Consider the following 13,151-nt stretch of genomic DNA (forward strand, 5'->3'; position numbering starts at 1 on the left):
TCATAGCTGAAACTGCTGCTTTAAAATATCACCTGTAAAACTGGTTTTTAAATAAAAACCACGGGGTAGAGTTTTAATTATTTGCCCATTTGGGCCAATAGCATCAGTGACTATTTTACTATGAGCAGCTTTGGGGCGTATTTGCATAGCATCGCCTAAATGGCCTGATATTTCGTCGACTCTACCTAGCGCAATTAGCTCCATTTGCTCTTCCCAGTCGCGTTGTAACAAAGCGTCTTGTTCAGGTGAGGGCTGCCAGAAAAAGCCGCTGCCGATGGTTCTGTCAAACGGCGCAATATCACGTTCGCTTAAAATTGGCAGCCATAAAACATGATTTAGTTTTTTACGCACAGAGCTGGTATGCCACGTCATTCCTGTCACGTTCATTAAAGGTGTAACCGATACAAACGTAGTTTCCAGTGGCCTACCTTTATAAGAAATAGGCAGTGTTTTTAGCTCAATTCCTAAATCTTCAAAATCGGGGAGGGGTTTTGAGCCTGCAGTAGCGCCTAGTACGTATTCAATGAGTTGCCCAGTCCAGCCTTTTTCACGTAGTAAATCATCTGGCGTTTTAAAATTATACTTATTAGCAAGTTGTCCTAGCGTTAATCCGGCAATACTGTTAACGCGTTGCATTAAGTCGTTTATTGAGTGTGGTTTTGTAGGTCGCATATTCTTAATTTCGGTTGTATAAATACCATAGCCATGATAGCAAATAGGCTAAGCCGTGGATATCTTTAGGGTTGTACGTTTTTTACTCGCTTGTTGTTTGTGTTAATTTTGCACATATTGAAATTAAGCTACTTTACTTTAAGTTACTGACTCTGCAGGTTTTTTTAAATGTGCACGTTCAGTTTTGATTAAGCCATTTAAAAGTTGTAAGGATAAATACAACTATATGAACATGTTTATCCACAGAATCTGTGGAGAAGCTAAGTTTTAAGATCTAATATTGTGGATTTGTTTGCAAAATGAGCGTGTTTTACAAAAGTTATGCACAAACTGTGAGTAACTAGAGGAAAACAAGAACCGCAATAGCTTTGCTGAGTTATTTTCTAAATATTTACCTATTCTCTATTAATTTATCAACATACTAAAAGCTCAAACTTAGCTCACTAATTGGCTTGGGTATAATAGTATTTGCCGTATTGCGGCTAATGTGGAACAATCATTAAAAATCGACTTACAAATGAGGCACTAAGGTGATTGATGCCGAAGGTTTTCGTGCCAATGTCGGAATTGTGATTTGCAATAATCAGGGACAGGTTTTTTGGGCCAGACGTTATGGTCAACACTCTTGGCAATTTCCCCAAGGTGGTGTTGATGATGGCGAAACTGCAGAACAAACCATGTACCGTGAATTACACGAAGAAGTAGGGTTGCGACCAGAAGATGTAGAAATAGTCGCAAGCTCAAAACATTGGTTACGCTATAAATTACCCAAACGATTAATCCGCCGAGACTCTAGTCCGGTGTGTATTGGGCAAAAACAAAAATGGTTTTTACTAAAATTACGCTGTAAAGACGAAGATGTAAATTTACTTAAAACCCATCATCCAGAGTTTGATGATTGGCGCTGGGTAAGTTATTGGTATCCTGTAAGACAGGTTGTATCGTTTAAACGGGATGTTTATCGACGTGTAATGAAAGAGTTTGCTCCTTTCGCCATGCCTTTTAATAAGAGAGAACAACATAAAGATCATTGGCGAAGTAAAAGGTAGTTAATTCAGAATAAAATAAAGGAGCAGGACATGCTGGCTACACTGAGATCTATTGCGGAGTCTGTATCGCGACAAGCGAATTTAGACAGCGCATTAGTGTGCTTTGTGCAAATGGTTAAAGATGCCATGAAAACCCAGTGCTGCTCCATTTATTTTGCAGATTACAGCCAGGACAATTTTGTACTTATGGCAACCGAAGGGCTAAACCCCGATGCGGTAGGTAAGTTTAGAATTGGTTTTACCGAAGGTTTAGTTGGCCTAGTAGCGCAACGCGAAGAACCTATTAATATTGCATTTGCTAAATCGCATCCTCGTTTTAAGCTCTCCCCCGAAGTAAACGAAGAAGGCTACAACGCTTTTTTATCTGTACCCGTTGTTCATCAAAAAAAAGTACTGGGCGTTATTGTTGTCCAACAAAAAATGGCACGTGTATTTAGCCAAGACGAAGAGTCGTTTTTAATAACGCTTTCTGCTCAACTTGCTTCACAGTTAGCGCATGCTGAAATTAAAGAAATACTACGCCAAGATGAGTCATCTCATCAAACGTCTGTCTTAAAAGGTGTATCGAGTGCGCCAGGAATAGGTATAGGACAAGCATTTGTTGTATTACCAAAACTTGATTTTAAATCTATTGAGCTTTTAAAAGACAGTGACGTCACTGAGCAGCGCCGTTTGTTTACTCAAGCTGTAGCTGCAACGCGAAAAGAATTTAATACCCTATCGATGACGCTAAGCGATTCTATTCCGCACGAAGCTCTTGCGGTATTTGATGTGTACCAACAACTGCTTGATGCTAAAAGTTTAGGGCATAATGTTGAAATGCAATTACAAGAAGGCTGGTGTGCTAAAAGCGCCCTAAAAATTGTAATAGAGCGTTTAATATCTCAATTTAATGCAATGCAAGACCCTTATATAAAAGAGCGTGCTGTTGACGTTAAAGACATTGGCCTTCGCGTATTACACCACCTTGTAAATACCGAGCACGCTGTTAAAAATTATCCGCCCAACACTATTTTAATTGCTAATACCTTAACGCCCGCCATGCTTGCTGAGGTGCCAAAAGGTCACTTAACAGGCGTTGTAAGCGTAAATGGCTCTGCAAATAGCCATGCTTCTATATTAACGCGTGCGATGGGGATCCCTGCCATTTGGGGTATAGAGGATTTACCTCTACTGCAGTTTAATGGCAAACCGATGATTTTAGATGCATTTGCTGGGCGTTTATATATATCGCCTTCACAAATGCTGATGGACGAATACACAGAGTTACAGCATCAAGATAACCTACTAAATAACCGCTTTTTAGCTGAGCAAGACTCAGAATCAATTACGCTTGACGGTGAACATGTTAGCTTATTATTAAACGCAGGCCTTGAGCTTAATACCGAGCAAAGTAGCGCGCATATTTGTGACGGTGTGGGGCTTTATCGAACCGAAGCGTGGTTTATGCAAAAGGGTCAGTTTCCTTCGCAATCAGAGCAAGAAAATTGGTACCGAGAAGTACTAACTAGCTATCATCCTAATCCTGTGGTTATGCGTACATTGGATATTGGGGGCGATAAGGTACTTGATTACTTTAATATTACCGAAGAAAACCCATTTTTAGGTTGGCGTGGTATTCGTATAAGCCTTGATCATCCAGAGTTATTTTTAGATCAACTAAAAGCGATGCTTAAAGCAAATATTGGTTTGGGTAATTTAAAAATAATGCTCCCTATGATCAGTGGCACTGAAGAAGTTGATGAGTCACTTGCGTTATTTGAACAGGCTTATTTTGAGTTAAGTGAAAAATACCCAGAGCAAACCATAGAAAGACCCGACATAGGAATAATGCTGGAAGTACCTTCAAGTGTATTTATGCTTCCAGAGTGGTCAAAAAAAGTTGATTTTTGCTCAGTAGGCAGTAACGATTTAACACAGTATTTATTAGCAGTAGACAGGGCTAACGCACGTGTAGCCGAACTTTTTAACCCTTATCACCCAGGTGTACTAAGAGTACTAAATAAAGTGGCGCACGAATGTGAGCAATATGAACTGCCATTTAGTTTGTGTGGTGAACTAGGCGGCGATCCTGAAGGGGCTATTTTACTTATTGCCATGGGTTACAGACGCCTGAGTATGAATTTATCATCGCTTAATAAAGTGAAGTGGGTACTTAGGCGTTTAAATGTCAGTGACATGGAACAACTACTAAGTGAATGTTTAGCGCAATCCACAGCCAAACAAGTACTACGTTTAACGCGAAGCTTTATGCTAGAGCATAAATTAGGTGATTTGTTTTACACCCCAAAATAAGCTTGTACACCTAATTAATTGCAATACACAGATGCTATTAGTTTTATAATCCTTTAATATATAAACCTTAAAAGGGTATTTGAGATTACTATGTATGACTTAGGTTTGTTAGTCGCAAGCTGCGCACTACTAGGCTGTATTGTTGGGTTTTTAGCTGGGTTACTAGGCATTGGCGGCGGTTTAATTATCGTTCCAGTACTAACCACTCTGCTACTCTCATTTAATGTAACGTCGGCTGATCATGTATTAGTAATTGCTATTGCAACCTCACTCGCTTCTATTTTATTTACTTCAACGTCTTCAGCGCTGGCTCATCATAAAAATGATAATGTGCCTTGGGCAATCGCCCCGTGGGTTATGTCGGGTGTGGCTTTAGGTGCACTTATTAGTGGCTTTGCAGCAAGTTTAATCCCTGAACAAATATTACGTACAGTGTTTGCTATAAGTGTTGTATTTATTGCAGCAAGAATGGTGCTCTCCGCGCGTAATAAACCGATGTCAGAAAAACCGTTGCCGGCAGGTCCTATTTTAGGGGGCGTTTCTGCAATAATGGGCGGGTTATCAGGTTTAATAGGGATTGGCGGCGGAGCTTTAATAGTACCGATGCTTAATTATTTTTCGGTTGATATAAAAAAAGCAATTGGCTGCGCGGCAGCGTGCGGAATTGTTATTGCATTATTTGGCTCTATTGGTTACATCAGCGCAGGCTGGCATGTTACCGATTTAGAGCATGGTTTTGCCGGGTTTGTTTATTTACCTGCATTATTTGGGATTGTTATTACCTCGTGGTTTGTTGCGCCCATTGGCGCCAAAGCAACTCACTATTTACCTGTTAATACAATTAAGAAAGTTTTCGCGGTGCTGCTTGTAGTTATCGCAATTAAAATGGTTTTTAGCTAAAGGTTTATTTTTTATGGCACTTGAGTTTCCTCAAATTGATCCAATTATTTTTTCTGTTGGACCGCTAAGCGTACGTTGGTATGGCTTAATGTACTTAATAGGTTTTGCATTTGCGATGTGGTTTGCTAATCGTCAAGCGTCAAAGCCAAATTCGAGTTGGACTAAAGACCAAGTAAGCGATTTACTGTTTTACGGTATGTTAGGGGTAATACTAGGTGGGCGTATTGGCTACGTATTGTTTTACCAGTTTAGTTATTTTATAGAAAACCCACTGTATTTATTTAGAATAGATCAGGGCGGTATGTCGTTCCATGGTGGCACACTTGGCGTTATAACCGCCGTCGCAATTTTTTCGTGGACGCGTAAAAAGTCACTGCTTCAAGTGGGCGACTTTGTTGCACCACTTGTTCCTGTAGGGCTTTTAGCTGGACGTATTGGTAACTTTATAAACGGTGAGTTATGGGGCCGAGTTACCGACGTGCCATGGGCAATGGTATTTCCAACGGGCGGTCCGCTTGCGCGTCACCCATCGCAATTATACGAAGCATTTTTTGAAGGCTTAGTGCTGTTTTTAATCCTGCAATGGTTTATTAAAAAACCACGTCCAGCAGGCAGCGTAGCCGGTGTATTTTTATTAGGTTACGGCGTGTTTAGATTCTGTATTGAATATTTCCGCCAACCCGATGCACAACTCGGTTTATTTGCCGACTTTATTTCAATGGGACAAATACTTTCACTTCCTATGATAGTGGGTGGTTTAGGTTTATTAATTTGGGCATATAAGCAACCACAACACGTTAAAACAGCTAAGGCATAATAAGAAAAGCATGAAACAATATTTAAAATTATGTCAGCGTATTGTTGACGAAGGTCAGTGGGTCGAAAACAAACGTACAGGTACGCGTTGTTTAACCGTTATTAATGCCGATTTAGAATACGATGTGGCTAATAATAAGTTTCCGATGATCACTACGCGAAAAAGTTACTACAAAGCAGCGATTGCTGAGTTACTAGGATATTTACGTGGTTACGACAGCGCTGAGCAGTTTCGTGAAATTGGCTGTAAAACATGGGATGCCAACGCGAACGATAACAACGCATGGCTCAATAACCCTAACCGTAAAGGTGAGGATGACATGGGGCGTGTTTATGGCGTACAAGGGCGTGGTTGGCAACGTCCAGATGGCTCAACGCTTGATCAGCTTTCCAAAGTTATTAATAACTTAAAAAATGGCATTGATGACCGTGGTGAAATAATCACGTTTTATAATCCAGGTGAGTTTGAGCTTGGTTGTTTGCGCCCGTGTATGCATACGCACACTTTTTCGCTACTTGGCGATACGCTATACTTAACGTCATACCAGCGAAGCTGTGATGTACCGCTTGGCCTTAATTTCAATCAAATTCAGTGTTTTGTGTTGCTTGCGTTAGTGGCTCAAATTACCGGCCATAAAGCGGGTAAGGCGTATCATAAAATTGCTAATGCACATATTTACGAAAACCAACTTGAACTGATGCGAGACGTGCAGTTAACGCGTGAGCCATTTGAATCACCTCAGTTAAAAATTAATCCAAAAATTAAATCATTAGAAGACATAGAAACGTGGGTAACACGAGACGACTTTGAAGTAACAGGCTATCAATGCCATGAAGCGATTCAATATCCATTTTCAGTATAATAAAAGATTAAGGAAAACATAAAATGAAAGCAGTGATCCCAGTAGCGGGCCTTGGTACTCGTATGTTACCAGCCACTAAAGCAATTCCTAAAGAAATGCTGCCAGTGGTAGACCGTCCTTTAATTCAATATGTAGTAAACGAAGCCGTTGCTGCAGGAATTAAAGAAATAGTGTTAGTAACGCACTCAAGTAAAAATTCAATCGAAAATCACTTCGATACAAGTTTTGAACTAGAAGCTACTTTAGAAAAGCGTGTTAAGCGGCAACTACTTGCCGAAGTGCAAGCAATTTGCCCTAAAGACGTAACCATTATTCACGTACGCCAAGGTGAAGCAAAAGGCTTAGGCCATGCTATTAGTTGTGCAGCGCCTATTATTGGTAACGAACCGTTTGTAGTTATTTTACCAGATGTAATTATTGATGATGTAGAGAGCGATCTTAAAAAAGATAACTTAGCAGAAATGATCGCTAACTTTGAGAAAACCAAGCACAGCCAAATTATGGTAGAACCAGTACCAATGGCACAAGTGAACCAGTTTGGTGTGGTTGATTTAGGTGATGTTGACTTAAAGCAAGGTGAAAGCTCGCCAATTCTTAATATGGTAGAAAAGCCGCCAGTAGATGAAGCTCCATCAAACTTAGCTGTAGTGGGTCGATACGTATTAAGCGAAAATATCTGGCCGTTACTTGCAAAAACTCCGCAAGGTGCAGGCGACGAAATTCAATTAACTGACGCAATTGCGATGTTAATGGAACACGAAAAAGTAGATGCATACGCTATAAAAGGCCGTAGCCACGATTGTGGAAGTAAAATTGGTTACTTACAAGCAACGATTGAATTTGCACTTCGTCGCGATGAATTTGCCGATGAATTAAAATCATTTATTAAAAAACTGATTTAACAGTTAACTTAAAACATGAAAGGCGCCGATATCGGCGCCTTTTTTATGAGTTTTATTAGGATAAAAATAAGAAAAGGAATAGCTCTAAAATAAAAGTTTTTAAGTCAATACAGACATATTGTTATTTATGTTGTAAAGTTTATGTTAATTTACTTTTTATGAAATAATATTCTCAAGGAAGATGCTGAGTATGAATATAGTGCTTTACGAAGCACTGATAGCCATACTAAGAGCTAAGTTTTATAGCTCACAGCTAAATAAAGTTAAACGCTTTCTTGTGAGAATGTTTAACTGAAATGTAGTCTAAAAATACTGCTTTCAGGACAACTAATACATGTGTATATACGAAAAAAATTACACTAGGCTTTTACTCTGCTCGCTAATGCTTTTATTTAGCACTGCATGTAGTGTTACGCCAAAAATTAAAACCATTGATGAGCAACCTCAAAGTAACTCGCCTGATTACGTATCGATTACAGCCCTTGAACTTGCACAGCTAAAAGATGCTACAATGCAGTGGCAACAAGCACGCGAAGGCATAGAGCGAATTTTAAGGTTAGAAAAAGAAATAACTTACCTCGTAAATCATATTGATATTATAAACAGCAAAGCTATTGCGCAGTCTAATCAAGGGTATAGCAGCAAGTCTGTACGCTCACCACGAAACACACGTAATGTTAAATCACGCCAACAAGTTAAACAAAATTACAGTAATAAAAAACAAGCGGTAAAATTAAATACACCTAAACATGTATTTGCTTTGCAAGTAGCTTCGGTTGACTCAGAGCAAAGAGTGATTAAAGCATGGCAAGAGCTAAATACTAAAGCTGCGCCGTTGTTTAGAGATAAAATATTGACTAATGTAGAAACCGTAAAAATAAACGGCAAAATTTTTTACAGGTTAAAGCTTGGCTCTTATAAAAATTTTAAAAATGCCAAAGCAGACTGTGGCGTATTCAAGCTGTATAAACTCGATTGTATAGTAACTACACCGATAAGCCTGTAAAGCTGTAGTTAAAACAAAAGTAAGCTTAAAATCTGTTTATCCTTAATATACGACCTTCATAATTCAATACGTTTAGAGGGGGATATATAAACTCCTAAAATAACGTCATTTGAGGGAAGGTAATAATTTTAAAATCGATGGTGCTAGCTGCTGTACTTATTTTATTAGTATGTAATTCATCTCAAAAAATTAAAACGAATCACATAACTGCGCAATTTATTCTTATTAAAAGTCTGATTTAGGCTAGCAGGAAATTTCTGCAGACAAGTTTCAAAGCTCTTAACAAAATAGAATAGCCACCTAAGCCTGAAAGTAAATTAATGCAATGAGCCAAAATTTAAAATGATTAAATAAGGTTCAGAATCGTCGTGTTAATGATGCTATGGACAATAACAAAAGCATATTAAAAAACCACTCTGCATTATTTACTTTGCAAATTATCGCCTTAAAAATACATTGCAAAATAAAACAGTCGAATTAAAAGAGAAAACATCAAAGAATTATGCCATTACACTCATCCACTTAGATAAATGTAGAAACCGTAAGGATTAATAGCATAACTTTTTATCGATTAAAGTTAGGTATTTATATCAACATAAATGGATGTAAAAAGTGACTATTTAGCTCTAATAAAGTAGCAAGTAGCATAAGCTGTTAGCTATTACGTTCAATAACCTTACAGTTAGCGTCCTTTAGGCATAATTATTGCTTTAACCCTTGTATATTTTAAAGAGGATGGCAACTATGCGCCTGTTATTGCCCATATTATTTGTAAATCTAGCGGCTTGTAGTTTAATACCTCAGCCAGAGCCGAGTATCAGTACTAATGCTCCTAAAGCAGCTATGGCACCTTATACAGTAAACGACTACGTTAATAATTTAACAGCCCAGCTTAATAGCCTTCAAAGGCCGCTCAGCAGAAATGCGCGCATTGGTGTAAGTAGTTTTTTTCTTGCAGATAAGATCGACTCAAAACTAATGTCAGAGCAAGGTGCCGGTTTAAGCCAACAAATACAAGAAAGCCTCTTAACTCAAATGACTCTTTTGGGCTATAACATTGTTGAGTATAGACTGGGGAATAACTTAAACTTATTAGAAAATGCCGACAGTATACTTAGTCGTGATTTAAATAAATTGCGCGATCGTCAGAATATTGACTTGATTATTACTGGTACGGTAACCCGTCAGCAACACGCTTATATTGTAAATGCACGCTTGATAAATATTAACAATAAACAAATCTTGTCTGCAGGCAGTACAGAGATCCCAATTAATGTAATGTGGGCTAATGAAAAAATACAGCAACGCGACGGTTATTTATACCGCAGCGAATATTAACCAGGAGCACAAAATGAGAAATCTATTAATTACCCTCTGCTTACCTTTGGGCTTTGGCTGTTCGCATATACTAAACGGTATGAATACAGGTGCAAATGAAGCCTCGGTTCGAAGTGATAACCAAACAGCACAATCGACAAACTATCAACGCAGTGTTGCAGAACCAGTATCGAATGATAATTTATTTCAATCGAAGCTAGTTTTACAAAATAGTCGTGCAAAATCAACTCCACCAATGCGAAAAAACATCAACCATTATGTACGCGGAATAATGCAAGACATGGTTGAGAACCTACAATATGTAAACGCAAAAACCCCATTAGCCGTTTCAAGCTTTGTATTTTTAGATGATGACTACAGTGATAGTAGTTTACTGGGAAATCAAATAGCTGAAAGTTTCATGCACGAGCTACATAATTTTGGCATACCTGTTGTTGACTTTAAAACAACCGACTACATGCGTGTTACACCTGAAGGAGACTTTGTATTTAGTCGAGATTATTTAGAGCTTAACCAAGATCAAAACTTTAAATACGTACTCGCTGGCACATTAGTAAGTAGTCAAGGAGGAGTTCTTGTAAACGCACGTATTATTGGACTGCAAAGCAAAGCCGTAGTAGGCACTGCACAAGGTTTTATCCCACAGTCAGTTGTTGATGCACTTAATAGTAATTACCGCACTGATGGAATAATGCTGAAACAAGCGAGCAAGTGAGGCTAATTATGTCGTATAAACTAAATGCTACCGTTGGATTTATTACTTTCATTGGATTAACAGGCTGCTCAATGATACAAAATAATGAGCATAACGAAGATACTGATTCGCGAACCGACTACACTGTGAACGGTAGTTATAATGAGCTTAATGCTGTTTATAACACTCAAGTAATACAATCACAAAGTGAATACGACTCGTCTCAGCAATTTACACCACTTAAGCACCATAAAACGCTTGTTAATTATGTAGAGCAAATGGCACTTGATTTGGTTGATACGCTTGAATTTGAAAGTGATACCGACACCAATATTAATATTGCCGTTACTACCTTGGTCGATCTTGATTCATCGCTTACTAAAAGTAATCAATTGGGTAATCAAATTTCAGAAACGTTAATTCATCAGTTACAAAAGTTTGGTTATGGCGTGGTTGATTTTAAAACAACCCAAACAATAGATGTAAATAGCCGTGGTGATTTTGCTTTTTCGCGCGATATTGAAAAGCTTAGCGAAGAGCAAATGGCGAGCCATGTATTAGCGGGTACATTAATTTATCGCAGTGATGCTGTTGTTGTAAATACACGTGTAATTAACGCGCATACAAAAAAAATCGTCGCTAGTAGTCGAAAACTAATCCCAATTTATGTACTAAATAAAGAAGATATATACTTATCAAGCAATTAAGTTCAGTTGTTGCTTGATATAAAAAACCAGATACCGTTATAATTCACACTTCTAAGCACACAGCTTATTTGTGGCCTCTTAGTTAAATGGATATAACGGCCCCCTCCTAAGGGGCAGTTGCAAGTTCGATTCTTGCAGGGGCTACCAGTTAAATCAATAAGTTATATTTTAACCTCCCTCCCTTATACTTTGTGTATAGCGTATATGTAGTAGTGTTGCACTTTTTAATTGAAGGCGTTTAAAGCTTCTTGCTCGCATTTTCCACGCTCTGTAATCATGGCTTCAAAGTCAGTTTGAATTTGTGCTAGAACAGTTGGTGGGTTAAGTCGTTTGATTCTTTTAAATTGAATACTTTCTTCTTCATCATAGGCGAGTATTGCTAAAGTAATTTTTTCGCGTTCGATACCATTTGAAAATATTCCTTCGGTATCTAATTGTATGAGCACTTTCTCCATGGTTGTAAGCCATTGATGCCAATTATCCATTGCTTCTATATCTGATTGAAACAAATCAATGCTGTTTTCTAGTTTTTGACACTCTAGAGTTGTTTCATCAAAGTATTCGGAATAATCCTCAAGCGTAGGGTAGTCTTCTGGATTCCATTTAGCCATGTAAAAACTACTTACATCATTGTCGTACTCTTCTTTAAATACTTTTTTTAAATCCGATAAGGTATTAAACATTGGAAGTAGTGAGTAGCTACCTGTGTGGTAAAAGCCCATTACATAAAGATCGTTACCGTATTTTTGTATAATGTTTTTAAACGCTTTTTTGGTATCTTGATAAAGTGTTTTTTCGAAGTTTTTAGTATCTAACATGAGGTCATTATTTCTTTTATTATTACAGAAATTTATATGAAAAAGAGAACGATTAAAGCTCACTCTACTAAAATAAAATAACCAGAGCTATTATATGACTCTGGTTATTGTAAGTTAATATTAGCCATCACTTGTAATCGTATCGATTAACTCACTAAGCACGGCTTCAGATTTACTTGTTTCTACTTGGCAAGTACCTGCATTTAAATGACCACCACCGCCGTATTTAAGGCACAGTTCGCCAACATTCGTGTTTGAGCTGCGGTTAGTGATTGATTTGCCAACGGCATACACTACGTTTTGTTTTTTAAGGCCCCACATTTTATGAATCGAGATATTGCAGTCGGGGTACATTGCATAAATAACAAATCGGTTTGTGGCGTAAATTGTTTCTTCTTGGGTTAAATCAAGAACCACTAAGTTTTTATGGACGGTAGCGCATTGAGAAATTTGCTCTTTAGCTTTTTCGTTATGCTCGTTATATAAAGCAACACGCTCGGCTACGTCTTCCATTTGTAGGATTTCTTCGATGCTTTGATCTTTACACGCATCAATCAGTTTCATCATTAATTGGTAATTTGAAATTTTAAACTCGCGAAAACGACCAAGGCCAGTTCGCGCATCCATAATAAAGTTCATTAAGACCCAATCGGTTGGGTTTAATATTTCGTCTTTTGAAAACTGAGCAGCATCGCCTTTATCTACCGCGTCCATCATTTCAACAGAAATATTTGGAAGTTTTTCAGCGCCGCCATAATAGTCATAAACTACGCGAGCTGCTGATGGGGCTTCTGGATCAATAATATGATTTTTTATGTCGCTTGAGTTACGAACGGTTTCGCTAAGGTGATGATCGAATGCGATGTGGCAACCTGCAACGTAGGGGAGGTTGGTCGTGATGTCGTTTTCGGTAATGTCTATTTTGCCATCTTGCATGTCTTTTGGATGAACAAACAAAATATCGTCAATTAGGTCTAAGTCTTTAAGCAATACGGCACAAACTAAGCCATCAAAATCGCTGCGAGTGACTAGTCTAAATTTATTATTGGGCATAGCTATTCCATCTTTTTAATTGAATTATCAATTAAGTG

General features: G+C 38.2%; 12 protein-coding genes, 1 tRNA gene and 1 pseudogene. 11 read left to right on the top strand and 3 right to left on the bottom strand.

All coding sequences use genetic code 11. The features are described from left to right. Nucleotides 1-672 carry a DNA mismatch repair endonuclease MutH gene (gene mutH, locus PX700_RS08190; RefSeq protein ID WP_182753783.1) on the bottom strand — a complete coding sequence of 224 codons (672 nt, stop codon included), beginning with the start codon at nucleotides 670-672 and terminating at the stop codon, nucleotides 1-3. Nucleotides 673-1,202: 530 nt separating this feature from the next. On the opposite strand from mutH, the gene rppH reads away from it, so the two are divergent. The 11 genes and pseudogenes from rppH (at nucleotide 1,203) to PX700_RS08245 (ending at nucleotide 11,389) form a co-directional block, all read left to right on the top strand. Next, the gene (gene rppH / locus PX700_RS08195; protein WP_002958704.1) at nucleotides 1,203-1,721 is read left to right on the top strand and encodes an RNA pyrophosphohydrolase; all 519 of its coding nucleotides are present in this window, start codon (nucleotides 1,203-1,205) and stop codon (nucleotides 1,719-1,721) included. Between the two features lie 30 nt (nucleotides 1,722-1,751). Continuing rightward, nucleotides 1,752-4,016 (top strand): phosphoenolpyruvate--protein phosphotransferase, encoded by a 2,265-nt coding sequence (gene ptsP, locus PX700_RS08200; protein ID WP_076923556.1) that lies wholly within the window; start codon nucleotides 1,752-1,754, stop codon nucleotides 4,014-4,016. A 90-nt stretch (nucleotides 4,017-4,106) separates the two neighbouring features. Beyond that, entirely contained in the window at nucleotides 4,107-4,916 is an 810-nt protein-coding gene (locus tag PX700_RS08205; RefSeq protein WP_007583120.1) for a sulfite exporter TauE/SafE family protein, read from the top strand. 13 nt (nucleotides 4,917-4,929) lie between these two features. Beyond that, entirely contained in the window at nucleotides 4,930-5,733 is an 804-nt protein-coding gene (gene lgt, locus PX700_RS08210) for a prolipoprotein diacylglyceryl transferase (protein WP_479520454.1), read from the top strand. A 10-nt stretch (nucleotides 5,734-5,743) separates the two neighbouring features. Further along, nucleotides 5,744-6,595, top strand: a complete 852-nt coding sequence (locus tag PX700_RS08215; RefSeq protein WP_007583124.1) for a thymidylate synthase — start codon at nucleotides 5,744-5,746, stop codon at nucleotides 6,593-6,595. Nucleotides 6,596-6,618: 23 nt separating this feature from the next. Next, nucleotides 6,619-7,497 (top strand): UTP--glucose-1-phosphate uridylyltransferase GalU, encoded by an 879-nt coding sequence (gene galU / locus PX700_RS08220; protein ID WP_479520455.1) that lies wholly within the window; start codon nucleotides 6,619-6,621, stop codon nucleotides 7,495-7,497. A gap of 334 nt (nucleotides 7,498-7,831) precedes the next feature. Then, nucleotides 7,832-8,511: pseudogene (locus PX700_RS08225) on the top strand (SPOR domain-containing protein). A gap of 736 nt (nucleotides 8,512-9,247) precedes the next feature. Next, entirely contained in the window at nucleotides 9,248-9,841 is a 594-nt protein-coding gene (locus tag PX700_RS08230; RefSeq protein WP_479520456.1) for a FlgO family outer membrane protein, read from the top strand. A gap of 13 nt (nucleotides 9,842-9,854) precedes the next feature. Then, on the top strand, nucleotides 9,855-10,556 hold the full coding sequence (locus PX700_RS08235) for a FlgO family outer membrane protein (RefSeq protein WP_479520457.1): 702 nt from the start codon (nucleotides 9,855-9,857) through the stop codon (nucleotides 10,554-10,556). An 8-nt stretch (nucleotides 10,557-10,564) separates the two neighbouring features. Continuing rightward, nucleotides 10,565-11,242 (top strand): FlgO family outer membrane protein, encoded by a 678-nt coding sequence (locus PX700_RS08240; RefSeq protein WP_166377254.1) that lies wholly within the window; start codon nucleotides 10,565-10,567, stop codon nucleotides 11,240-11,242. A gap of 72 nt (nucleotides 11,243-11,314) precedes the next feature. Then, nucleotides 11,315-11,389: transfer RNA gene (locus tag PX700_RS08245), tRNA-Arg, on the top strand. Between the two features lie 77 nt (nucleotides 11,390-11,466). Here PX700_RS08245 and PX700_RS08250 read toward each other — a convergent pair. Further along, nucleotides 11,467-12,060, bottom strand: a complete 594-nt coding sequence (locus PX700_RS08250; RefSeq protein WP_479520458.1) for a DUF4303 domain-containing protein — start codon at nucleotides 12,058-12,060, stop codon at nucleotides 11,467-11,469. 120 nt (nucleotides 12,061-12,180) lie between these two features. After that, nucleotides 12,181-13,113 carry a DHH family phosphoesterase gene (locus PX700_RS08255; protein ID WP_024609032.1) on the bottom strand — a complete coding sequence of 311 codons (933 nt, stop codon included), beginning with the start codon at nucleotides 13,111-13,113 and terminating at the stop codon, nucleotides 12,181-12,183. Nucleotides 13,114-13,151: the final 38 nt, after the last annotated feature.

It is taken from the genome of Pseudoalteromonas sp. TP27, from assembly GCF_056470645.1.

What these genes read in the sequence shown, in the direction of transcription:
- PX700_RS08255 (WP_024609032.1), bottom strand. Translation starts at nt 13,113, where the DNA reads ATGCCCAATAATAAATTTAGACTAGTCACTCGCAGCGATTTTGATGGC.
- galU (WP_479520455.1), top strand. Translation starts at nt 6,619, where the DNA reads ATGAAAGCAGTGATCCCAGTAGCGGGCCTTGGTACTCGTATGTTACCA.
- PX700_RS08250 (WP_479520458.1), bottom strand. Translation starts at nt 12,060, where the DNA reads ATGTTAGATACTAAAAACTTCGAAAAAACACTTTATCAAGATACCAAA.
- lgt (WP_479520454.1), top strand. Translation starts at nt 4,930, where the DNA reads ATGGCACTTGAGTTTCCTCAAATTGATCCAATTATTTTTTCTGTTGGA.
- PX700_RS08215 (WP_007583124.1), top strand. Translation starts at nt 5,744, where the DNA reads ATGAAACAATATTTAAAATTATGTCAGCGTATTGTTGACGAAGGTCAG.
- PX700_RS08205 (WP_007583120.1), top strand. Translation starts at nt 4,107, where the DNA reads ATGTATGACTTAGGTTTGTTAGTCGCAAGCTGCGCACTACTAGGCTGT.
- PX700_RS08240 (WP_166377254.1), top strand. Translation starts at nt 10,565, where the DNA reads ATGTCGTATAAACTAAATGCTACCGTTGGATTTATTACTTTCATTGGA.
- PX700_RS08235 (WP_479520457.1), top strand. Translation starts at nt 9,855, where the DNA reads ATGAGAAATCTATTAATTACCCTCTGCTTACCTTTGGGCTTTGGCTGT.
- ptsP (WP_076923556.1), top strand. Translation starts at nt 1,752, where the DNA reads ATGCTGGCTACACTGAGATCTATTGCGGAGTCTGTATCGCGACAAGCG.
- PX700_RS08230 (WP_479520456.1), top strand. Translation starts at nt 9,248, where the DNA reads ATGCGCCTGTTATTGCCCATATTATTTGTAAATCTAGCGGCTTGTAGT.
- mutH (WP_182753783.1), bottom strand. Translation starts at nt 672, where the DNA reads ATGCGACCTACAAAACCACACTCAATAAACGACTTAATGCAACGCGTT.